The organism is Devosia naphthalenivorans (assembly GCF_003056355.1).
GTDB lineage: Bacteria > Pseudomonadota > Alphaproteobacteria > Rhizobiales > Devosiaceae > Devosia > Devosia naphthalenivorans.
Genome location: NZ_PYVW01000003.1, coordinates 302,545 through 326,085, shown reverse-complemented (window position 1 = coordinate 326,085; position 23,541 = coordinate 302,545). Strand labels below are relative to the sequence as shown.

Sequence of the window (23,541 nt, the reverse complement as noted above, 5' to 3'; positions counted from 1 at the left end):
TAACAAAATGGGCTTTTGATCCGGAGGATCCATGTACCGCTACCTGCAAGGCACTGTTGCACTTCTCGCGCTCAGCGCAGCCGTGCCGGCATTGGCGGCTGACTACGGCTTCCAGGACATGCGGCCGGCCTACGCTCAGGATTGGGGAACGGCTGATAATCCACTGCGCTTCGAGACAGGTCTGCGTTATTGGCATTCCTGGGGGGAACAAAGCACCGAGATTGGTGGGGAGACATTCGGCGTTCAGGATCGCAGCCACATCCTTGAGGGTCACTTTCGGATTGATGATGACTACACATCTACGTTCGTGAAAGGTCAGGCGGGGTATTCTTTCTACACAATCGGCGAGTACGAGACGCCTTTTGGAGAGTCGCCCTCTTTCGAGGGAGGGCAGGTCGGCTATGTAGGCGGTGATCTCGGTTATACCCCTTTCGGCAACGAGGCGTTCAGGATCGGCGGGCTCCTTGGATATCAGTTCACAAGGGAATCGCCGGATCGAAATCGCCTAGACGTCCTAGCCATTGATGGGATCAATGTTCAGTCGTTGCGCCTCGGCATCACTGCGCACGCTGACATCAACGAGTTCTTCGACATCGAAGCAGAAGCCATCGCAGTTCCTTACGCTTACGCACATGGAGCCACTGCCGAGATACCTCTTGCTGATACCATTGTGTCGGGGGTTTTGGTCAATCGTACACAAACAGAAGCCACCGGTGCGCTCTTTGGCGGAAGTGCTCAGGTGATGGTGGGCTTCCATCCAACTGAAAACCTTACTCTCCGATTGGGGGGGCGTGCTTCGGTGCTGACTGGCCCGAGTAGCGCTAGGCAGCTTTGGTGGGAAGCATCAGAGCCCGATAGCTTCATCTATAGCAATGCTGCCCTAAGCGGCTTCTCCTTAGTGCGATATGGCGCACTGGCGGAGTTGACCGGCCGTTTCTAACGCCTACCCCATTGCCTCTGGCCCGCTTGCCCTTGTACAGCCAAGCCGTCTAATCTGGCGCGCGTTGCGCTCGCCGGGCGGCGTTATCCCATCACCAATGGCTACAAGGATCGTACCCCCGCATGACAGTTGTACGCTGGGCACCTTCTCCCTCAGGCCGCATTCACCTGGGCAATGCTCGCCCGGCGCTGCTGAACTGGTTCTATGCCCGCCGAAATGGTGGCCGCTACGTGCTGCGCATGGACGATACCGACCAGGCCCGCTCCACCCGCGAGTTCGCCGACGGTGTAGAGGTGGATCTGGCATGGCTGGGTGTCACCCCCGACGTGCTGGTGCGTCAGTCCGAGCGCACGGCGCTCTATGATGCGGCGAAAGACCGCCTGATTGCTGCCGGGCGCCTCTATCCGTGCTACGAAACCGAGGATGAACTCGACCGCAGACGCAAGCGCGCCCGCGCCCTCAACAAGCCGCCGATTTACGATCGCGCCGCCCTCAACCTGACCGAAGAGGATCGCGCCCGGCTTGAAGCCGAAGGACGCAAGCCCCATTGGCGCTTCAAGCTCGACGGACGGCCGGTGCAATTCGAGGACCTCATCAAGGGCCCCCAGACGGTCAATACCGCATCCATGTCCGATCCGGTCCTGGTGCGTGAAGATGGCACCTATCTCTATACGCTGCCGTCCGTAGTGGACGATATTGACCTGGGCATCACCCACGTCATCCGCGGCGAAGACCACGTCTCCAACACCGGAACGCAGATCGAAATTTTTGAGGCGCTTGGTGGAGCCGTCCCGATTTTCGCTCACCATAATCTGTTGACCGATTCTGAAGGGCAGGGTTTCTCCAAACGCCTAGGCTCGCAGTCCATCGCCGATTTCCGTGCCGAAGGATACGAGCCGATGGCGATCGCCATCATGGCGTCCATCACCGGCACCAGCCTGCCCATCGAAACCTACGAAACCTTGGACGAGATCGCCAACCGCCTCGATTTCTCGATGGTCTCGCACGGCGCGGCGCGATTTGACCCCGCCGAACTCGACACGCTCAATGCGCGCCTGCTGCATGCAATGCCCTATGCGGCAGTTCAGGGCCGCCTATCGAGCCTTGGGCTGGAGGGCGAAGCGCTATGGCTCCTGCTGCGCGACAATCTCACCAAGTTCAACGACATCGTCGAACTCTCCAAGCTCGTCACGGGCCCTATCGAGCCGGTCATTGCCGACGAAGATCGAGATTTTTTGGCCCTGGCCAAGGCCATGCTTCCGGAGGAGCCTTGGGACGAAACGACGTGGTCGCATTGGACCGACGCCCTCAAGACGACAACCGGGCGCAAAGGCAAGGCGCTGTTCCTGCCACTGCGTCTGGCCCTGACCGGGCGCCACGATGGGCCGGAACTTAAGAGCCTGCTCCCGTTGGTTGGGCGTAAGGCGTGTCTGGACCGACTACCCTGACGACCTTCTCGCCGAACTGAACCAGCCGGAGCTGATCGTCCTGCGCGGTCTGCACCGGCCGCGATACCACGGTCTCGCCGGGCCCCGCCGGGCGCTGGCGGGGCAGGGGCACATCGACCAGCGTTGCGGTTTCCAGCGTCGCCTGGATGGGGGTGACTGGAGCCGCAACTGGCGCAACCCCACGCGGATCGCGCAGCGGCATCGGGAATCTCGCGCCCTGCACTTCGAGCATGGTGCGCGTGCTGCCATCGCTGCCCGTCGCTACAGAAATGGTGCCCTGCGACTGCGGCGCCACCTTGCAGTTGGCGGATGGGCTGGTATCGAGTTCATCGCGATATTTGAACGCGCTTGGCAGCGCCATGTACGGCTCGCCAAACTGGTTGCGCATCTGCTCCGGTTCCTGGCCGGGATTGTCGTAGAAATAGAGTTCCACCGGCGTGGTCGTGCAACTCGCCTGGCATGTCTGCGCGTCATTTCCCACATAGTCGGGCAGCGTGGCATAGCTGATCGGCCAGAAATATCCGTCACTCAACCGCACGCATACGGTTCGCACTGTCTGATAGCCCTGATAGCCCCAGTAATCCCCATTGTCGATCATCTGGCCGTCGCTGAAATCACCTTCCGACGTGGTGCCGAAGATGCGGTCGAAAATGGATTGGCGGTCGCTGTTGAAGGTTGCGCTGGAGCCTCGATTGGTGCCGCAGCCGAACCGCGCCATTTCCTGCAGGATCGCTTCGCGCTGCCCGGCCACGGCATTGGCTGATTCCACCTGCTGGCCCACCGAGGCCGCCACATCGCGCAGCCGCAGCACTTCGCGCCCGATCTGGGTGCATTGCGGCGTCAGTGTCCGCCCGGCCTTGGCGGCATCATTGCAGCCTTCCCGGATATAGCGGCTCTCCATCTGCTGGACGTCGCGCGCTGCCCGGCGAGCCGCTTGCGAATTGCCGCCCATTTGTTGAAAATCGCCATTGCGGTCAACCTGCCGCAGCATGTCCTCCAGCCGGCCACATTGCGCAGCCTGCGCATAGGCGATGTTGACGTCCAGCACGAGGCATAGGGCGGCGAGCACTATGAGAAGAAACGCGCGTCCAATGTTCCTGGCTGAGATAGTCATTAAGATCCCGTGATATGATGCGCGGCACGCCACTGTCCGGTCTTAAGATAACGCTAGGACCGCGCGCGGCACTATAGTGAGAGCCGCTGCGCCGTGGTAGCGCTGCGGGGTCACACCACCAAGAGAAATCAATCCATGAAGCTCGCAACGCTCAAGAATGGCCGCCCCGATGGACAACTGGTGGTGCTTTCGAGTGACCTTAGCCGTTGCGTTTCAGCGAGCCGTGTCGCGATCAATCTGCAAGCGGCGCTCGACGACTGGACCAGATGCAGTCCCGCCCTAGAAGCACTCGGTCGCGAGCTTGATGCCGGCGCCATCGCGGGTCAGTCATTTGACGCAAGCGAGGCTCTGGCTCCTCTGCCGCGCGCCTATCAATGGATCGATGGCTCCGGATATCTCAGCCATCTCGAACGCGTGCGCAGCCTAAAGGGTAGCAAGGACGCCGAGCTCCAGTCAGATCGCCCCTTGCTGTACCAGGGCGCATCCGATTCGCTGTCGGCGCCCCACGATCCGATCGTCGCCACCAGCGATGAACTCGCGATCGACCTGGAAGCGGAGATTGCCGTCATCATTGGCGCCGTGCCGATGGGCGCGAGCCGTGAGCGGGCCGCCGCGGCCATCCGGCTGGTCACCGTCTGCAACGATGTTTCCCTGCGACGCCTCGTGGTCGATGACCTGCAAAACGGCTTCGGGTTCTTCCACGCCAAGCCCTCGACGGCCTTTGCGCCCGTGGTCATCACGCCTGAAACTCTTGGAGCGTCGTGGAGCGACAATCGCCTGCATTTGCCGGTGCGGATCGAAGTAAACGGCGCGCTGTTTGGCCAGCCCAATGCGGGCACCGACGTTCACTTCGATTTCGCCGATCTGATCGTCGAAGCGGCGCGCACCCGAAACCTTGCGGCAGGCACCATCATCGGCGGCGGGACCATCTCCAACCGGCACGATGAGACCCTGCCGATCAAGCGCGACGGCATCGGCTTCGCCTGTATTGCGGAAGCGCGTACGGTTGAAAAACTGAAATATGGCCGCGCTCGCACGCCGTTCCTCAAGGCCGGCGATACCGTCCGTATTGGTGCAGTTGCGACAGATGGCCGATCCATCTTCGGGGATATTTTCCAGCAAGTCTCGATAGTCTGAGGGGCGGATACGGTCGGGCGACGCACCTCTAAGAGCTTGTCACACCTATAACATTGCTGTGTTCTTGTTGGGTCATCCCCTTTCTCGTGCCACTCTGGCTGGAACGTAGCTGGCGGCACTTGTGGCCAAAAGCTGGGAAATCGCCTCCAAAGCGATTGGCGGTCCTCCGGGGCCGCCATTTTTATTTGTGCTTGCTTTCCGCGTCGGCCCCCGTCAATTTGGCGGACATGAAGACCAGCACCATTCTGATTAACTGCTGCATTATTACCTGCTAACCACTCGTTGGCGGCACGGTCTTCTTCATCTGAAAAATCTGATATCTGAAGAGCCAGGCAGCCAGCGCATTTCCGCATGGCCAGGATTTTTCGACGATGATTTCGGGCACTCCGCTTTCGCTGTACAACACGCTGACCCGGACCAAAGAGGCTTTCACGCCCTTGGATCCGGATAATGTCCGCATGTATGTCTGCGGCCCGACCGTCTACGACTTCGCCCATATCGGCAATGCGCGTCCGGTGATTGTCTTCGATCTGCTGTTCCGCCTGCTGCGCCATGTCTATGGTGCGGACAAGGTCACCTATGTCCGAAACATCACCGACGTCGACGACAAGATCAACGCGCGTGCCCTGCGCGATTTCCCGGACCTGCCGCTGAACGAAGCCATTCGCCGCGTTACCGAAAAGACCGAGAGCCAGTTTCTGTCGGACGTGGCCGCTCTGGGGACTCTTGAGCCCACCGTGCAGCCCCGGGCAACCGATAATATTGCGGAGATGCAGGCGCTGATCGCTGATCTGATCGCGCGCGAGCATGCCTATAACGCCAATGGCGAAGTGCTGTTTGCAGTCGATTCAATGGCCGATTATGGTCAACTGTCCGGCCGTAATCTCGAGGACAACCTCGCTGGCGCCCGCATCGCCATCGACGCTCACAAGAAAAACCCCGCCGATTTCGTGCTCTGGAAGCAGTCGGCCGAGAACGAACCGGGCTGGGACAGCCCATGGGGAAGGGGCCGCCCGGGCTGGCACATCGAATGCTCCGCCATGAGCGAGCGCTACCTTGGCCAGACTTTCGATATTCATGGCGGCGGGCTCGATCTCATCTTTCCCCACCACGAAAACGAGATCGCGCAATCACGCTGCGCTCACGGCACCGAGGTTATGGCCAAGGTCTGGATGCACAACGGTTTTCTTCAGGTCGAAGGCCAGAAGATGAGCAAAAGCCTGGGCAATTTCGTCACCATCAATGACCTGCTCCAGACTGGCGCCATGGGTGGGCATGCCTGGCATGGCGAAGTGCTGCGCCTCGCCATGTTGATGACCCATTATCGCGAACCCATTGATTTTTCGGTCAAGCGCCTCGAGGAAGCCGAGAGCAAGTTGCGCGACTGGCAGCGTGCCGCCCGTGGCGCCGAGACAGGCGAGGCAGATGAACCCGATGCCTCCGTGCTCAGGGAACTTGCTGACGATCTCAATTTTCACCGCGCCAGCGTCGCGCTCGATCTGATTGCCAAAAAGGCCAATCGCGACGAGGGCCATGCCCGGCAATGCCTGGCCGCAACCCTGCAATTTCTGGGCTTCAGCCTCGATTCCCTGCTCACCTCCGACGAGGGCTGGGAAGAACCGCCTCACATCGCCGCCGCCATCGCCGACCGGCTCGCCGCCCTCAATGCCAAGGACTTCGCCAAGGCCGACACCATCCGCAAGGACCTCGCCGAGCAAGGCATTGCCCTGATGGACTACAAGGATGAAGCCGGAGCGCGTCAGACAAAGTGGGAAATCAAGCGATGAGTGCCGCTTCCCCCTCATCCGGTCCTGCAGGAGCCCGCCCCATGACCACACCAGAACCCCTTACTGGCGGGTGCCAATGTGGTGCCGTACGCTTCCGCGTGACGCGCCTGGGGCGCGGCTCGATCTGCCATTGTCGCATGTGCCAGAAGGCGTTCGGCGGATTTTTTGGTCCGCTGGTTACGGCACACAATGCCAGCTGGACCCGGGGCGAGCCGAAATGGTTCCAGTCTTCCAACGCTGCTCGCCGGGCGTTTTGCGGAGATTGTGGCACGCCGCTGGCCTATGAGACCCGCTTCGGGCTCGAACTTGCCATCGGTACCTTCGACGATCCGGTTGCTGCGGCGCCGCAAATCCAGGTCAATCTTCATGACAAGCTACCCTTTTTCGACGGCTTGACCGCTCTGCCGGTTCGCTCGGAGGAGAGTGACGAATGGGCGGATTTCCTGGCTGGAATCCACTCCAACCAGCATCCTGACCACGATACAGACGACTGGCCGCCCAAGGGAGATCGGGCATGACTCACGCTTGGTCCGGCGGTTGTCAGTGCGGCGCGGTGCGCTATCGCTTTTTGGAAAAGCCCTCGGGAGCCCATATCTGCCACTGCCGGATGTGCCAGAAGGCGTTTGGCGCATTTTATGCGCCACTGGTCGGCGGACCCAAAGCAAGCTTCGAAATTGCTCGCGGCACGCTTGCGGTTTTCTCCTCATCTGACCGCGCCGAGCGTGGCTTTTGCTCTGCTTGTGGTACCCCTCTTACCTTCGGTTACGTCGATAGCGTCCGCATCTCGGTTTCGATCGGCTCGCTCGATGATCCGGAAGCCTTTCCGCCGGTGGACCAGCATGGCGTCGAAAGCCGCCTGAGCTGGGTAAACGATCTTGGTCACCTGCCGGATCGCCCTCCGACAGAAGCCGAAGACGAACGGGCCGCAAGTTTCATCAAGTCCACCAACCACCAGCACCCCGACCACGATACCGATCGCTGGCCCGAGTAAGTTCATGTCCAAAGACCGCCTCTATCTCTTCGACACCACACTGCGCGATGGCGCACAGACGGCAGGAATCGAATTCTCCCTGGAGGACAAGATTTCCATTTGCCGGCTGCTCGAAGATCTGGGCGTGGACTACATCGAGGGCGGCTACCCCGGCGCCAATCCGGTCGACACCGAATTTTTTGCGGAACGCCGCACCAAAACTGCCAGGTTCACTGCTTTCGGCATGACCAAGCGGGCAGGGCGGTCGGCCGCCAATGATCCAGGGTTGCAGGCCATCCTGCAGTCCGAGGCCAGCGCCACCTGTTTCGTCGCCAAGACCTGGTCGGCCCAAGTGGAAATGGCGCTGGGAATTTCGCTCGAGGAAAACCTCGACAGCCTGCGGGACACCGTCGCGGCCGCCGTCGCCAGTGGCAAGGAAGCGCTGATCGATTGCGAGCACTTCTTTGACGGGTTCAAGGCCGATCCCGACTATGCCCTTGCCTGCGTCAAGACTGCCCTTGATGCGGGAGCGCGCTGGGTCGTGCTGTGCGACACCAATGGCGGCACCATGCCTTCGGAAATCCGCGAGATCGTGACCAAGGTCCTTGCCATCGCACCCGGCGATCATCTGGGCATTCATGCCCATGACGACACCGGCCAGGCGGTCGCCAATACGCTTGCCGCGGTGGAAGCCGGCGTGCGCCAGATCCAGGGCACGCTCAACGGCATCGGGGAGCGCTGCGGCAACGCCAACCTCATCACCATCATACCGACGCTGGTGCTGAAACCCATGTTCGCCGACCGCTTCGAAACGGGCATCGATGCCGAGCGGCTCGAACGCCTGACCCACATCTCGCGCGCCTTCGATGACCGGCTCAACCGTGCGCCAGCGCGGCAGGCGCCCTATGTCGGCGCCTCGGCCTTTGCCACCAAGGCGGGCATTCATGCGTCGGCCCTGCTCAAGGATTTTTCCTCCTATGAGCACGTACCGCCGGAAAGCATTGGCAATGAGCGCTCCATCATGGTCAGCCAGCAGGCCGGCAAATCCAATCTGCTGACGGCCCTCGCGCGGCATGGCATCCAACTAGCCAAGGACGACCGGCGCCTCGAAAAGCTGCTGGCAACCGTCAAGGAACGCGAATCGCGCGGCTATTCCTATGACGGCGCCGATGCTTCCTTCGCTGTCCTGGCGCATGAGGTGCTGGGCACGCTGCCCGATTATTTCCAGGTGGAAAACTATCGCGCCAGCGTCGAACGCCGCCACAACGCACTAGGCGAAGAGGTCACCGTTACCGAAGCGGTGGTCAAAATCCGCGTCGAGGGCGAATTGCTGATGTCGGTTGCCGAAGGCAATGGCCCCGTCAACGCACTTGATCTGGCCATGCGCAAAGATCTGGGCAAGTATTCGTCGCTTATCGAAGATCTGGAACTGGTGGATTTCAAGGTCCGTATCCTGGACGGCGGCACGGGCGCGGTCACCCGTGTACTGGTCGAGAGCCGCGACGGCACTGGCGAGCGCTGGTTCACCATCGGGGTGTCCCCCAATATCATTGATGCTTCTTTTGAAGCTCTGTATGAATCCATCACTTACAAGCTGTTGAAAACTGAAGCGGCTCAGCAGACAACAGAAGAAGTAGCTTAACCGGACGGCATTGCCGCCCTTGGGAGGACGAACTGGCCGATACCGCTCCGAAACAACCTCTTGCTCTTACCCTCGGGGCAGCAGCGGTTACTGTTGTCGTCATCATAGGTGTGCTTGCCGGCCCCTCGATCGTCACCTGCTTCAATGCCGATGGCGGCATGGGGCAGTGCCTGCGCGGGGAAATGGTGGACGCAGGCATTCTGCCGCAACCCGCCGTTGCCGCGGCCGATCCCGCAGCACCAGCCGCCGAGACGGCTGCTATTGCGACACCCGAGCCCATAATGGACATCGCCGCGCCTGACGCCACCGAACCCTCGGCAGAGGCATCCGATGCGCTCGTGGCCGCCAGCTTTGGCCTGTTGCGTGCCGAGCCCGATGGCTCCGTGGTGATTGCCGGCAGCGGCACGCCGGGCTCCGAAGTAGAAGTCTACGCCAACGAAGACCTGCTCGGCACCGCCAAGGTGGAACCCAGTGGCGATTGGGTGCTCGTTCCCGACGAGCCCCTGCCGCCCGGTGGCCTCGAAATCACGCTGGGCGAATCGGGCAAGGATGGTCGCGCCGAAGAATCCTTCGTCGTCGCCATCAACGAAGACAAATCCAGCGAACCCCTGGTCGTCGCCAGCACGCCGGGCGCCGCAAGCGAAGTGCTACAGGGTCTTGCTGCGCCTGAGCAGCTTGCGTCTGCCGATCCGATCCAATCTCCTGCGCCGGAGCCAGCACCTGCACCAGCGCCTGCACCGGTCCAAGAGGCCGTGGCGCCGGATGCGCCTGCCGTGCCAGTGCCAGCTGCCACACAAGCCGAAGCTGCTCCATCGCAGCCTGCGCCAGAGCCGGCAACCGCTCAAACCGCCGGCGCTCCAGTCGAGCCTGCTCCGGCTACAGAGCCGGAAGACGGTGCCGCCGCACCTGCGTCCACCCCCGAGCCCGCGCCGGTTGCTGATCCAGCGCCCCCGGCGCCCGAGCCTGAGTCTGCCCCTGCGGCAGTGGCGAGCGTAGAACCGCCACCCGCTGCACCGGAGCCGCTCGCGACGCCACTGGAGGGCGCAGCGCCCACCATCGATGCCATCGAAATCGAGGGCGATAGCACCTATTTCGCCGGTGCCGGTCCGGAAGGCGCCGACATCCGCCTCTATGTCGATGACCAGTTCGTTTCCGACGCCAAGGTGTCGGACGGCCGCTGGCTGGTGGAGGCTGGCCCCGTGCTCAAGCAGCCGAGCCAGCGCGTCCGCATCGACATGCTGCAGTCCGGCAGCGCAAAAGTCGCGTCGCGCGCCGAGGTGGATTTTGTAGTCGAAGTGCCCGGCGAAGAGCCGCCGCTTGCCGTTGCTGACGCGGATGCACCTGCACCTGCGCCTGCAACGCCAGACGCTCAGGATTCGGCTTCTCCACCGGCGGCAGAGCCGCAGACTGCGCCTGCACCTGAAGCTCAAGCTGCTGTACCCCAAGTTGCGCCGGCTACGTCCGTGGACACGCCGGCGGCAATTGCGCCTGCGCCGTCTCCATCACCGGCGGCAACGCCTCCGCAAGCCGAACCCACGCAGCCCGTGCCACCGGCCGCTACGCCAAGTCCGGCCGCCACGGCAGATGCCCCGCCCGAGCCGGCCCAACCGGCTACCACCACAGAAGCCGAAGTTCCGACCATGGTGGCGGTATCGGTCGGCGGGCCCGACGCCGAGCGCTTTGCTGCCGGCAAGGCCATCATCCGGCGTGGGGACAATCTCTGGACCATCGCGCGCCGCGTCTATGGCCAGGGAATGAAATACACGACGATCTATGAGGCCAATACCGGCCAGATCAGGGACCCTGACCGGATCTATCCCGGCCAGGTCTTCGCGCTGCCCGAAGATAGCGAAAACTAGGAACAAAATGGCCCACCCGCCGGTGGGCCATTGATTTTTCCGGCCGTAACGCCCATGTCTATCGTAATTCACCGATCAACGCAGTTGAGCGCCATGCAAGACGACGACATCGCTGCCATCATGCGAGCTCTGGGCCATCCGGTCCGGCTCAATATCCTGCGCATCCTGGCCAACCAGCAACGCGGCGAATGCTGCTGCGCCGACGTCACCGACGAACTCACGCTTGCCCAGTCCACTGTCAGCCAGCACATCAAGGTCCTGCTCGATGCAGGGCTGATCGAGCGCAAGCCGCGCGGCACCCGCAATTGCTACATCGTCCAGCATGAGCGCCTGGCTGCCATGGGCACTGCCTTTTCCGGCATGGTCGCCGGACTTGGGCGCACCGCACCGAAACTGGAATCGGAACTCGCCTGATGTCATCCGACAGCGCTGAAAAGAAACCCTCCGTTAGCGCGGAAGAGGGCTCGGTCTTTTCGACCATAAAAAACCTCTGGTCCTATATGTGGCCGGATGACCGCGCTGATCTCCGGCTCAAGGTCGTCCTGGCCATCGGAGCGCTGCTGCTCAGCAAGGTTGCCACCACGCTGATCCCCTTTGCCTATAAGGGCATCATCGACAGCCTCGACAGTTCCGCGCCCAATAATGGTGTCATCTTGGGGCTGGCGGTTCCTATCGTTCTGGTCATCGCCTATGCGCTCGGCAATATCCTCGACGCCGGCTTCCAGCAATTGCGCGACGTTCTCTTCGCTAGCGTCGGCCAGAACGCCGTGCGCAAGCTCGCCCTGCGCACCTTCCACCATCTGCACCGCCTGTCGCTGCGCTTTCATCTGGCCCGCCGCACCGGTGGCCTGAGCCGCGTCATCGAGCGCGGTACCAAGGGCATCGAGACCATCGTGCGGTTCACGATGCTCAACATCGCGCCAACGGTGGTCGAGTTCCTGATTACCGCCGTGATCTTCGTCTGGCTGTTCGGCTTCACCTATCTGGCTGTGCTGGTGGTGATGATCTGGGGTTATCTCTATTTCACCATCAAGGCGTCCAACTGGCGCATCGCCATTCGCCGGGACATGAACGAGTCCGACACCGACGCGAATGGCAAGGCCATCGATTCATTGCTCAATTTCGAGACGGTGAAGTATTTCGCCAATGAAGAGATGGAAGCCAGGCGGTACGATGCCTCGATGGCCGGCTACGAACGTTCCGCCATCCGCATCTGGACCTCGCTGGGCTTTCTCAACTTCGGCCAGGCACTTATATTCTACGCCGGATTCCTGATTATCTCCGTCCTGGCGATAAACGGGGTCATGGCCGGCACGCTGACCCTGGGCGACTTCGTCCTGCTCAACACCTTCCTGATGCAGGTTTATCGTCCGCTGAACTTCATCGGCTTCGTCTACCGCGAATTGCGCCAGGGCCTCACCGACATCGAGGAGATGTTCAAGCTTCTTGACCAGGACCCCGAGATCGAAGATCGCCCCGATGCCAAGTCGCTGGCCGTCACCGGCCCGGTGATCCGGTTCGACAACGTCACGTTCCACTACGATCCCGACCGCCCCATCCTCAAAGGCGTCAGCTTCGAAGTGCCGGCCGGCAAGACCGTGGCGATCGTCGGACCCACCGGCGCGGGCAAGTCCACCATCTCGCGGCTGCTCTATCGCTTCTATGACGTGACGGGAGGCTCGATCACTATCGATGGGCAAGACCTGCGCGACGTCACGCAGAAAAGCCTGCGCGAAGCGATCGGCATGGTTCCGCAGGATACCGTGCTGTTCAACGACACCATCGGCTACAATATCGAATATGGCCGCCCCGGCGCCACACCGGACGAAGTCCGCGCGGCTGCCGCCATGGCCCAGGTCGGCCCGTTCATCGAGACCCTGCCCAAGGGCTATGACACACCCGTGGGCGAACGCGGCTTGAAGCTGTCGGGTGGCGAAAAGCAACGCGTGGCCATCGCGCGCACGATCCTGAAATCGCCCTCGATCCTGATCCTGGACGAAGCCACTTCGGCGCTCGACACCAAAACCGAACGCGATATCCAGTCAGCGCTCGATGTCGTCTCGCAGAACCGCACCTCCGTCGTCATCGCGCACCGTCTGTCCACGGTCGTGAACGCCGACGAAATCCTGGTGCTGCGCGATGGCGTGGTCGCCGAACGCGGCAACCATCTGGCGCTGCTGCAAAAGGACGGCCTCTACGCCCAGATGTGGAGCCGCCAGCGCGAAGCCACCGAAGCCGAGGAAAAGCTGCTCCAGACGGCTAATGACCCTGATGGCTTTGTTAAGCGCGGATTGCCTGCGGCGGAGTAGGGCGGCGGCTAAGGTATGATCTCGACATGCCCATTGAGCCAATCTTCAAGCACCGGCTTGCGAAAGGTGCCCGCTTCGAGATTGTCGTAGATAAAGGAAATCCACTCTTCTTCGGTACCCACCGGAATAGCGCCGTTTGCCTGCAAGAACACTATCGTGCATGCGAGGGCAACGCGCTTGTTGCCGTCAATGAAGCCATGGTTCATCGCAAGGCTTTCCCAAAGAGCGGCTGCTTCTTCGACCAGGGTGGCGTAGTAGCCAGTTTGTGGCCTTAGCAATGCAGATAAAACCAGACCTTCGTCACGCACCCCAGGTGCGCCGCCATAAAGGCGAAGCTGTTCCTGGTGAATCCACAAGGCGTCGGTGATCGTCAGGTAGATGCGTTCAGCCATGGCTATTTGGCCAAGGCTTCATACACCTTTCCCCACCGCTTCACGCTTTCCCCGTGAAGCCTCATGATGAGAGGATTTACCTTGGGCTCATTGCTCTGGGCGACCAGTTCTCTGTATTGTTCGGGCGAAAGCAGCACACCTACATCGCGGCCGTTCTTCTGAATCCGGACTGGCTCAGCTTGAGCCATCTCCAGAACTTGGCCAAACTTGTTCTTGGCATCCGTAGCAGTGATAGAGGCCATGGCAGAAACTCCTTCGCTTCAAGCCAATATAGCTAATTTAGCTAACTCTGGCAAGTAGCACAAAAAAAGGCCCGCATCGCTGCGGGCCTTTTGCTTGGTGACTGAGCGGACTACTCGGCCGCTTCTGGGCGGTCCGGACGCACCACGGTGTTGCCGTGTTCGTCCTTGTTTTCCAGCCCGTCCTTCTTGCTGACGATGTAGCGCTTGGCGCCGTCGGCGTCGGCCGGGATTTCCACGGCCATGCCGTCGAAGCCGGCGGGCACTGCCGCCTCAGGCTGGCGTCCGCGGCCGGTCACGAACTGGCCGAGGCGGGCGAACTGATGGCCGACCCACTTGATCTGGCCCCACAGCACGTTGGGGGCAGTGACCATCACGGGCACCATAACCAGCGTCAGCAGTGTCGATACGAACAGCCCCGAGACCAGCGCCGCCGACAGGTGGATGAACCACGAACCGGCAAGTCCGCCCACCACCACTTCGCGGCGGATGAAGTCGAACTCGATGTTGAGCGCCATCGGGATCACGCCCAGCGCCGTCACCGTTGCCGTGAGCAGCACGGGCCGCACACGCTGGCTGATGGTGATCAGCATGGCTTTCACCGGCTCGACGTGTTCGTCGCGCTGGTAGTGGTTGTAGGTGTCGATCAGCACGATGCCGTTCTTCACCACGATACCGGCCAGCGCCACGATGCCCAGGCCCGTCATGATGGCAGAGAAGCTCATGCCGGTGACCACCATGCCCAGCATCACGCCCGCAATCGACATCACAACCGTCATCAGTGTCACGATGACCTGATAGAAGCTGTTGTATTCGATCAGCAGGATCAAGGCGATCAGCGCCAGGGCTGCGCCCAGCGCCACGACGATGAAGGCGTTGGTGTCATCGACCTGCTCGGCCGCACCGCCATAGACGATCTCGACGCTTGCGGGCCATTCCTGGGTTTCCTGCCATTCCTGGAGCTGCGCGATCTTTTCTTCCGAAGGCACGCCCTCGGTCAGATTGGCAGCCACGGTCATCGCATAGACGCCATTGCGCCGCTCGATATTGGCAACCTTGGGCACGGCCTGGCGGTCGATGAAGTTGGAGACCGGGACCAGGCCCTGCGCGGTCACAATGCGCAACGAGTCGAGGGCGTCGAAGGTGCGCTCGCTCTCCGGCAGACGAACGCGGATATCAAGTTCGTCGTCGGTGCCATCGTCGGGGCGATAGCTGCCCAGTTTCACGCCCGAGGTAACCAGCTGCACATAAGGCGAGAGCTCCCGCACGCCGATGCCGTATTTGGCAGCAGCTTCGCGGTCGATCGTTATCTCCCAGTCGATACCGGGGGCAGGGCGGCCGTCTTCCACGTCGATCGTGTCACCGAGTTCGGTCTCGACGTAATTGCGCAGCTTGGCCACGGCCGGCGCCAAGTCTTCATAGACCGTGCCCTCGACGCGCAGATTGATGGCCTTGCCGGCGGGTGGGCCGTTTTCCTGCGCAGCGATTTGCACTTCGAGACCCGAAATATCGGCAACCCGGTCACGGATGTTCTGGAAGATTTCCGCGGCCTTGACGCGATCATTGTAGGGCAGCAATTGCAGGTTGAACGAGCCGATGGTGTCCGGCGGCGTCGCGCTGCTCAGCCCGCCACTGGCCCCGGTACCACCGAAGCTCATGATGACGTCCTGGATGCCCTGCACCTGCAGGATTTCATTCTCGACTTCTGCCAGCAGGTCACGGATCTCAATCGGCGAGTAATTGCCGCGCGTGATCACGTTCACCGTGCCGAACTCCGGCTCGGAGGCCGGGAAGGCCTCGGTGCCGGTCGGGTTCATGATGTAGGCGGCGAACATCAGCACCACGAGCGCAAACCCGGCCGCCAGCGTCAGTATCGGCTGGTGGATCAGATGCTCCATGGTGCGCACATACATGCCGGTCAGCCCGCCCACTTTCTTGGTGTCGAACTTGTCGGCATACATCACGATGTCGGCTGCTTCCTTCGCCTTGGGATCGACATGGGTCGAAGCAATGAAGGCACCGATGATCGGCATGAAGATCAGCGCCGAGACGAGCGACGCACACATTACCACGATCACGATGATCGGCAGATAGCTCATGAACTTGCCGATGATGCCCGGCCAGAACAGCAGCGGAATGAACGCGCCGAGCGTCGTGAAAGTGGCCGAAACCACGGGCACGAACATCTTGCGCGCGGCCATGATGAAGGCTTCGCGCTTGGGCACGCCTTCCATCAGCTTGCGTTCGGCGTATTCCACCACCACGATAGGATCGTCCACCAGCACGCCCACGGCGAGCACCAGCCCGAACATGATCATCATGTTGATGGTCATGCCCATGATCTGCACCACGAGGAACGCGATCATGAACGAGATCGGGATCGACATGCCGATCATGATGGCTGGGCGCACGCCAAGCGTGGCGACGCAGGTGATCAGCACCAGTGCCACGGCGGTCAGCACCGCTGCTTCAAGCGAGCGGAACAGGTTCTTGGTGGTGTCGGCCTGGTCGATCAGGAAGCTCGTCGAGATGCCCTGCGGCCAGTCGGCCGTGAACGCCTCGGTGCGAGCGCGCACGTCATCGGAGATGGTGATGACGTTGGTGCCCAGCTTCTTGACCACGCCCAGCGTAATGGCCGGCTGACCGTTCACATTGGCATAAGAGGTGGCGTCCTCGAAGGTGCGGGTGATGGTCGCCACATCGCCAAACGTCACCACGTTATCGCCCGAAGTCTTGAGCGGCAGGGAATAAACGTCGGCGGCGTTCTTGATCAGGCCAGGCACTTCGACGTTGAACGAACCCTGGCCGGTATCAAGCGTACCGCCGGGCACGACCATGTTATTCTTGGCCAGCGCATCAAGCAGTTGAGCCGCTGTCAGGTCGTAGGCTTCGAGGCGGTTGAGGTCGATCTGGATCTCAAGCACTTCGTCGCGCGAACCCGAGAGCGTAACGCTCTGCACGTCGCCCATGCTTTCCAGTTCTTCCTGCAGGTCCTTGGCGCGTTGCACGAGCTCGCGCTCGGGCACCGAACCATAGACCGCAACCGAAATGGTCGGCATGTCGGTGAAGGAGATTTCCGTCACCGTCGGCTCGTCGGCTTCATCGGGCAGTTCGCTCGAGATGCCATCCATCTCCGCCCGGATATCGCTCAGCGCCTGATCCTTGTCGGCGTTGACGTTGAACTCCAGGAACACCGAAGCATGGCCGGTCGTCGAGGTCGACGAGTAGTTCTCCAGCCCGTCAATGTCCTTGATCCGGTCTTCGATAGGCTTGGCCAGCAGTGTCTCGGCGTCACGTGGAGACACCCCGGTCTGGGTGACCGAGATGTAGAAGTAGGGGATATCGATTGCGGGGAAGCTCTCCTTGGGCAAGGAGAGATAGGCGGAAAGTCCCGAGCCCAGCAGAATCACCATGATCGTCAGGATGACCCGCGGCATCCTCAGGATGCGTTCGAGCAAGTTTATCATGCGGGAGTCCCTTCCGATTGCGTCCCACTAACCGGCACGTTGGTAGCGTTCACAGCCTGGCCGTCCACCACATATTCCTGGCCCACCGTAATCACGTCGGCTGATGTGGGCAGGCCAAGCACCCACACGCCTTCACGCGTATCGCTCACGATGGTCACCGGCATGAACTTCACCGCATTTTCTGCGACCGTGCTTACGCCGAGCACGCCATCATCGTTCAGCGTCAAGACAGATTGTGGCAGCAGGTGCGCAGGGGCCGAGCCCATATTCACCGTCGCGGTTGCCGTGACACCGTCGCGGATGGAGCCGTCATCGTTGGGAACCTCGATCTCCACGGGGAACGAGCGGGTAGCGTTATCCGCCGTCGAAGCGATAAACGTCACTTTTCCCTTGGCTTCCTGGCCGGTGATGGTCCTGATGTCTGCTTCAAGACCCAGCTTGGCCAGATCGATGCGAGACTCTGGAACCTGGCCGATGAACACCATGGGGTTCAGTTGCACGATGGTTGCGCAAGGCTGACCCATTGGCAGCATGGAGCCCGCAACCACCAGCGGGTCCTGCACCACGCCCGCCACGCGGGCCTTGATCTCGGTGCGCTCCAGCTCTGCTTCGGCATTGTCCAGTGCCGCCTGCGCGGTTGTCACCTGCGCCTGCGCGGCGCTGAGCGCCACTTCAGTATCGCGTGCCGTGTTGGGCGCAGCCAACCCCTTGCTGCGCAATTCAGCATTGGTGTCATAATCGGCCTGGGCCTGCGCCAGGCTCGCCTGTGCTTGCGCTATCCCGGCCTCGGCCTGCGCTACCGCAGCGGCGCGCGTGCCCTGGTCCAGCGTGCAGAGCAGGTCGCCTACCCCAACGTCTTGGCCCTTCACCACATGCACCACGTCAACGATGCCGGCCGTTTCGGCGACGGCCCCCACGGTTGACTTGGCGCGCGTGCGGCCACGCAGCGGCACTTCGATCGCCATGGGTTGAGCAACATAGGTCGAGGTGCGAACCGACTGGAGCGGCGTATCCGCGCCATTTTCCTCTTCGATGCGCTGCGCGATAGTCAGGTGCGGATCAACCGCGTGCTGCGTCTCATGCTCGGCAAGTACACCGGCCTCGGAGAGCTGGGTCGCAATCGGCCCATGCTCTTCGCCTTCGATCACCGTGATGATCGCGCGCTCGCCATTGCCAGGGCCATTACCGCCCATCACCAGAGTTCCGGTTGCGAACCAGACGCCTGCCAAAGCAAGGATCACGAAGGCGATCCCGTAAGAGTATAATGCACGCATATTGAATTGCCCCTTTATTCAGCCGCGTCTTTATTTGGCTCGGCAAGCGCCAGGTCGATGAGTTCGTGCATATGGGTTTGCACATGTTGCTGCGCAACGCCCATGACAGCACGTCCAAAATTGATCACCCATGTGTCGCTGGCATTGCTGCCGCGCTCTGCCATGGCTTCTTCCAGATGCCGGTGTTTCTCGGTCATCCTGTCCAGGAATTCCTGCGCGCGCTGCGCCACCAATTCGCGTGGCAAAATATGGACATAGCGGGCAAACAGCAGGAACGGGCTGCGGAATAGGTCCTCGCCCAGGGGTTCCGCCAGTTGAGCGGCAAACGCCTGCCGTCCGGCTGCAGTTATCGAATAGACTTTTTTTGCCGGTTTGCCATTTTGTGGCTCCACTCGGCTGGTTACCATGCCCTCGTCTTCAAGCTTGGCCAAAGCAGGGTAGATGGAACCGTAGCTCGCCTCGATGAAATACGCGCACTCGCCCTCGACGCAAAGCCGCCGGATCTCATATCCGGTAGACTCACCCTCATAGAGGATCGACAAGCAAAGCGTTCTGACGTTCATGCGGGGGCGCTCCAGTGCATATGCCGGACAAGGATATGCTGGTTCTTTATATGCCGGGCCGGCATTGCGCAAGTTCCGCGACCTGCTTTCCGTGACAGATCAGTCAAGCACGATTTGCATGGCTGGGTGGCTAGCCCAGAATCCGGCTCATCTCCGCTGCGGCACGCTGCGCCAGGGGCATGTTTGCCGCCGCGACGAAGTAGGGGTTGAGGAAACTGGAATGATGCTTGCCATATCGCATGCGCTCACCATCCAGTGTCACCACCGCGCCCCCGGCAGCCTCTAACACAGCCTGTCCCGCTGCCGTGTCCCATTCACAAGTTGGCGTAAACCGCGGGTAAAGTTGCGCATCGCCCCGCGCCAGCAAGCAGAACTTGAGCGAGGAGCCCACCGAAACATCTTCGTCCACCGCCAGTGCCTCGCACAGGCTGGCAAGTGCTGCATGTCCATGCGAGCGGCTGGCGACGATACGCATTGGTGCCGCTGAAGAAGCCGCCATCTTTTCCGGGCTGGACATGATGCCGTTCCGGTTCATGCAGAAATAGGCGCCGCGTGCATCGCCCACGAAGGTTTCCCCGCTGGCCGGCGCAAGCACGACGCCCATCACCGGCACGCCATCCTCCACCAGGGCAATGTTGACCGTGAACTCGCCGTTGCGCTTGATGAATTCCTTGGTGCCATCGAGCGGATCGACCACGAAGTAACGATTGCCGAGCACCGGAATGATACCCGCCGCAACGCTTTCTTCGCCTAGGATCGGAATGCCGGTGACCTTCAGGTGCTCGATGATAATCGCTTCGGCGGCAGCATCGGCCTCGGTGACAGGTGAGCCATCCGACTTGCGCACCGCAGTGATGGGCCGGGCGTAAACTTCCATGATTACCGCGGCAGCCGCAATCGCCGCCTCGAGCGCGAGTGCGGTCAGGCCTTCCTCTGGGGTGGGCAGTCGATCAGCAAGCGACATGGGGCAGGGCCTTCAAACGGTGGCGCTGATTTACGCCCCGCGCACCCGCCTTGCAACTGGCGAATTGTCCTTACCTTAGCAGGCTTTGTCCGCCATCGATCCAGATCGGCGTGCCCGTGATATGTCGAGAGGCATCCGAGGCCAGGAACAGCACGGCATCAGCAATGTCCTCCGCCTTGCCGCTCTTGCCGCCGGTGAGCGGAATATCGCCTTCGGGAAATTCCACCGGCACCTCGGTCTCTTCCTTGCCGCGCTGCTGCGTGTTGTCGGAAATTTCCGACTCAATGGCGCCCGGGCAGATTGCGTTGATGCGGATTCGGCGCTCGCCCAGCTCCAGCGCCAACTGCTTTACCAGCGCCAACTGGCCCGCCTTGGTTACCGAATAGGCGCTGGCGCCCGGCGTGGTGAAGGTCCGCGTGCCATTGATCGAGGACATGACGATGATCGAGCCGCCACCCGCCGCCTCCAAGTGCGGCACGGTGTGGTGGATGGTCAAATAGGTCCCGCGCAGATTGACCCTGATGGTCTTGTCCCATTCGTCGGGTTTCAGCCCTTCAATGGGGGCCCAGACCCCGTTGATGCCGGCATTGGCGACCACGATATCGAGGCGCTTGTGGTCGCGGATTATCCCGTCGACCAGTTCCTGCATGGCGTTTTCGTCCGAAGTATCTGCGGTTTTGGCTTGGGCGTGCCCGCCTTTTGCTTCGATTTCGCGGGCGGTTGCTTCCACTTCTTCGGCCGTGCGGCTCATGACCACGACGACGGCACCGGCTTCGGCGAGTTTTATCGCCGAAGCCTTGCCAATTCCCGAACCTGCACCCGTTACCAGCGCTACTTTACCCGTCAGATCGTACATCAAAGCCTCCATTTGGAAGCTCCAACGCATGAACTGCCTTATGGTTTGCGCTGCGAGCGTCAGTGGTGCCGCTTGACCGTGTGATCTGCCTCGATAATCGCCGCCGTCAGGCTGCCCGTCGCGGGATAAAGCGGTATCAGGCAGGCCTGGAGGGCATGATAAATATCGGGCTTGCCGACAAACAGGCGCGAGGTGGGCGTCAGGTCTTCCTTGAGCTCGCTCAGCCAGCCGCCACGGGCGTGGTCGATCACGTGGTTTTCGGCATAGTCCCACAGCCTGCGGTACCAGCTCTGAAAATAATCGTCGCGCTCATGGGTGCTCAGCACGGCAGCGGCGCCGATGGCTTCGCTGACCGGCCACCACAGCTTCTCTCGCATGATGGGCTTGTTGTCCCAGTCCAGCGTATAAAAGAAGCCGCCATGCACCTTATCCCAGCCCAGCTCGATCGACTGCACGAACAAGTGCCGGGCCGCGTCGGTCATCCAGGAGAGGCGCTTGTCGCCGAGCGTCCAGAGCTGGAATAGCAGCCGTGACCATTCCAGCCAATGGCCCGGAGTGGCGCCGGACGGGCGGAACATCTCGTTGCCCTCGTAATCCTTGTCGAGCACCCAGTTCTCGTCGAAATGCTCCGCCACGCGGTGGCCCAGCGGCACGGCATTTTTGGCGATGATGAGTTCGGCGATGCGCTCGGCCTTGGTGAGATAGCTCCGGTCGCCCGTGGCCTCGAAGGCGGCCATCAGCGCCTCGGTCATGTGCATATTGGCGTTCTGCCCGCGATAGGGCAGGAGCGTGGACCAATCCTGATTGTACTCGTCGCGCACCGCGCCGCGCCCGTCATCCCAGAACTTGGCATTGATGACGGCCGTGACATCGGCGAGCATCTGGTCGGCGAGCGGATGGCCCACGACCTTGGCGCTGGATGCAGCGAGCAGCACGAAGGCATGGCCATAGGCCTGCTTGGAACCGTCGCTTATGCCGTGATTATTGACGCCCCAGGCGTAACCGCCGTGCTTGGCGTCGCGGTGATGCTCCCACACATAGCGCATGCCATGGTCGACGATCTCGTCCGATCCGGGCCGCCCGATCAAGCTGCCGATGGCGGCGCAATGCACCATGCGGGTCGTCACATGGATCTGCCGCGCCGGGTTATCTCCGCCCAGCGGCTTGCCCTCGTCATGCAACTCGAAGAACCCGCCCTTGGGGTTGATCGAGGCCTGCATGAAGAAATCGAACAGATTGTTGGCCTGCCGCATCAAGTACTGGCGGTGAAATGGCCGGGCCGACCAAAGGCTTGAATTGGTCCGGGGCAGGCTGATCGTGGCGTCGGTCATGGGATCTCCTCATCTACCCCGAGCTATAGCGACGCCGCAGCAACGTTGCAATTTGGGATCGGTGAAACATCCCCAGTCCGTCGCAACCACCGGTCTGCATCTGCCCCTCGACGGGGGAGGCTGGAAGGGGGCGGGAGCCACGATATCGAGGGCATCCGCCCCCCACCCTTGATCCCTCCCCGCAAGGGGGAGGGTGTCGACTGAGGGTCTCACAGTCGGCAACAGGGATTCGTGTGAACCTATCCCTTCGCGTACCAGTCCTCGACCCGTTTCACTTCGTCGGCGGAGCCCAGAATCACCGGCACACGCTGGTGAATGGCTGTCGGCTGCAGGTCGAGGATTTTCTCACGGCCGGTGGTGGCGTCGCCGCCGGCGGCTTCCACCAGCATGGCCATGGGGTTCGCCTCATAGAGCAGGCGCAGGCGCCCGCCCTTGCTCACCGTTTCGCTGTCCAGCGGATAGAGGAAAATGCCGCCGCGCATCAGGATGCGGTGGATGTCGGCGACCATCGAGCCCACCCAGCGCATGTTGTAGCGCTTGCCGGCGGCGCCGTGTTCCCCGGCGACGTTCTCTGCCACATAGCCCTTCGTCGCTGCATCCCAGAACCGCTCGCGGGCCGTGTTGATGGCAAATTCTCCCGAGGCTTCGGGGATGCGCGGATTGTCCGTGGTCAAAATCCAGTCACCTGCGCTGTCGAGCGTGAATACCGCCACCGATTGCCCGAACGTCAGTACAAGGCTCGTCGCCGGGCCATAGGCGGCGTAGCCCGCAGCCAGTTGCGCGCGGCCCTTCTGCAGCAAGCCGTCGGCGGCATTGAGCACGGCGAAGATGGTACCCACGGTGACGTTCACATCGAGGTTGGAAGACCCGTCCAGCGGATCGGTTGCGATCATGTAGGCGCCGTCGGTTCCAAGCTCCACCGGCTCTTCCAGCTCTTCAGAAACCAAAATCGAAACATCCGGATTTTCCCGCAAGTGCTTGAGAACAACATCATTCGAGATGACGTCGAGCGCCTTCTGTTCTTCGCCCTGCACATTGGTGTGTCCCACAAGGCCAACCTGCCCGGCGACGGGCGCCATGCGCAGCACCCCGGCAATCTCGGCGCTCGCCGCCGCCATGCTGGCCACCACCGAAGCCAGTTTGGAATCGACGGATTGGGCGGCAAGCCACTGGGCAAGATCGGTCATGGGGCACTCTCGTGTTCTGATTGGATGATTAGTCTGCGCAGCTCAACGGGCAAGACAAGGCC

Annotated in this window: 20 protein-coding genes; 10 read left to right on the top strand and 10 right to left on the bottom strand. The window is 61.5% G+C overall.

Features of this window, described 5'->3' with window-relative positions; genetic code table 11:
- Positions 1–31: 31 nt before the first annotated feature.
- Both C8264_RS07190 and gltX read left to right on the top strand, forming a co-directional pair.
- The gene (locus C8264_RS07190) at positions 32–940 is read left to right on the top strand and encodes a hypothetical protein (protein ID WP_108460281.1); all 909 of its coding nucleotides are present in this window, start codon (positions 32–34) and stop codon (positions 938–940) included.
- 122 nt (positions 941–1,062) lie between these two features.
- Positions 1,063–2,388, top strand: coding sequence for a glutamate--tRNA ligase (gene gltX, locus C8264_RS07185; protein ID WP_108460280.1), 1,326 nt, complete (start codon positions 1,063–1,065; stop codon positions 2,386–2,388).
- Here gltX and C8264_RS07180 read toward each other — a convergent pair.
- Positions 2,333–3,502, bottom strand: coding sequence for a DUF2865 domain-containing protein (locus tag C8264_RS07180; RefSeq protein WP_108460279.1), 1,170 nt, complete (start codon positions 3,500–3,502; stop codon positions 2,333–2,335). The two genes, gltX and C8264_RS07180, sit on opposite strands and share 56 nt — an antisense overlap.
- 135 nt (positions 3,503–3,637) lie before the next feature.
- Between C8264_RS07180 and C8264_RS07175 the strand changes: the two genes are divergently transcribed.
- The 8 genes from C8264_RS07175 to C8264_RS07140 all read left to right on the top strand — a co-directional run bounded on the left by C8264_RS07175 (position 3,638) and on the right by C8264_RS07140 (position 13,206).
- Complete coding sequence (locus C8264_RS07175; protein ID WP_108460278.1) at positions 3,638–4,639, top strand: fumarylacetoacetate hydrolase family protein; 1,002 nt, start codon at positions 3,638–3,640, stop codon at positions 4,637–4,639.
- 374 nt (positions 4,640–5,013) lie between these two features.
- The gene (gene cysS / locus C8264_RS07170) at positions 5,014–6,426 is read left to right on the top strand and encodes a cysteine--tRNA ligase (protein WP_108460323.1); all 1,413 of its coding nucleotides are present in this window, start codon (positions 5,014–5,016) and stop codon (positions 6,424–6,426) included.
- A 41-nt stretch (positions 6,427–6,467) separates the two neighbouring features.
- Positions 6,468–6,944, top strand: a complete 477-nt coding sequence (locus C8264_RS07165; RefSeq protein ID WP_108460277.1) for a GFA family protein — start codon at positions 6,468–6,470, stop codon at positions 6,942–6,944.
- Positions 6,941–7,417: a GFA family protein gene (locus C8264_RS07160; protein WP_108460276.1), complete on the top strand. Its 477-nt coding sequence runs from the start codon at positions 6,941–6,943 to the stop codon at positions 7,415–7,417. Before C8264_RS07165 ends, C8264_RS07160 begins: the two co-directional genes overlap by 4 nt.
- A 4-nt stretch (positions 7,418–7,421) precedes the next feature.
- Positions 7,422–9,038, top strand: coding sequence for a citramalate synthase (gene cimA / locus C8264_RS07155; RefSeq protein ID WP_108460275.1), 1,617 nt, complete (start codon positions 7,422–7,424; stop codon positions 9,036–9,038).
- Between the two features lie 110 nt (positions 9,039–9,148).
- The gene (locus C8264_RS07150; protein ID WP_108460274.1) at positions 9,149–10,897 is read left to right on the top strand and encodes a LysM peptidoglycan-binding domain-containing protein; all 1,749 of its coding nucleotides are present in this window, start codon (positions 9,149–9,151) and stop codon (positions 10,895–10,897) included.
- A gap of 93 nt (positions 10,898–10,990) precedes the next feature.
- Complete coding sequence (locus C8264_RS07145; protein ID WP_162783497.1) at positions 10,991–11,311, top strand: ArsR/SmtB family transcription factor; 321 nt, start codon at positions 10,991–10,993, stop codon at positions 11,309–11,311.
- Positions 11,311–13,206: an ABCB family ABC transporter ATP-binding protein/permease gene (locus tag C8264_RS07140; protein WP_108460272.1), complete on the top strand. Its 1,896-nt coding sequence runs from the start codon at positions 11,311–11,313 to the stop codon at positions 13,204–13,206. Before C8264_RS07145 ends, C8264_RS07140 begins: the two co-directional genes overlap by 1 nt.
- An 8-nt stretch (positions 13,207–13,214) precedes the next feature.
- Here the strand turns inward: C8264_RS07140 and C8264_RS07135 are convergent, their stop codons facing one another.
- From C8264_RS07135 to C8264_RS07095, 9 genes are all read right to left on the bottom strand, one after another.
- On the bottom strand, positions 13,215–13,598 hold the full coding sequence (locus C8264_RS07135; protein ID WP_108460271.1) for a type II toxin-antitoxin system death-on-curing family toxin: 384 nt from the start codon (positions 13,596–13,598) through the stop codon (positions 13,215–13,217).
- A 2-nt stretch (positions 13,599–13,600) separates the two neighbouring features.
- A complete protein-coding gene (locus C8264_RS07130; protein WP_108460270.1) occupies positions 13,601–13,840 on the bottom strand; it encodes a type II toxin-antitoxin system Phd/YefM family antitoxin in 240 nt (79 codons plus the stop codon).
- Between the two features lie 110 nt (positions 13,841–13,950).
- The gene (locus C8264_RS07125) at positions 13,951–17,304 is read right to left on the bottom strand and encodes an efflux RND transporter permease subunit (protein ID WP_108460269.1); all 3,354 of its coding nucleotides are present in this window, start codon (positions 17,302–17,304) and stop codon (positions 13,951–13,953) included.
- Entirely contained in the window at positions 17,301–18,578 is a 1,278-nt protein-coding gene (locus tag C8264_RS07120) for an efflux RND transporter periplasmic adaptor subunit (protein ID WP_108460268.1), read from the bottom strand. The genes C8264_RS07125 and C8264_RS07120 overlap by 4 nt, the downstream gene beginning before the upstream one ends.
- A gap of 14 nt (positions 18,579–18,592) precedes the next feature.
- Positions 18,593–19,120: a PadR family transcriptional regulator gene (locus C8264_RS07115; RefSeq protein ID WP_205245633.1), complete on the bottom strand. Its 528-nt coding sequence runs from the start codon at positions 19,118–19,120 to the stop codon at positions 18,593–18,595.
- A gap of 151 nt (positions 19,121–19,271) precedes the next feature.
- Entirely contained in the window at positions 19,272–20,105 is an 834-nt protein-coding gene (gene cysQ / locus C8264_RS07110) for a 3'(2'),5'-bisphosphate nucleotidase CysQ (protein ID WP_108460266.1), read from the bottom strand.
- A gap of 70 nt (positions 20,106–20,175) precedes the next feature.
- Positions 20,176–20,961, bottom strand: coding sequence for an SDR family oxidoreductase (locus tag C8264_RS07105; RefSeq protein ID WP_108460322.1), 786 nt, complete (start codon positions 20,959–20,961; stop codon positions 20,176–20,178).
- Between the two features lie 59 nt (positions 20,962–21,020).
- Positions 21,021–22,292, bottom strand: coding sequence for an AGE family epimerase/isomerase (locus C8264_RS07100; protein ID WP_108460265.1), 1,272 nt, complete (start codon positions 22,290–22,292; stop codon positions 21,021–21,023).
- 239 nt (positions 22,293–22,531) lie between these two features.
- A complete protein-coding gene (locus C8264_RS07095) occupies positions 22,532–23,479 on the bottom strand; it encodes a class 1 fructose-bisphosphatase (RefSeq protein WP_108460264.1) in 948 nt (315 codons plus the stop codon).
- Positions 23,480–23,541 lie beyond the last annotated feature (62 nt).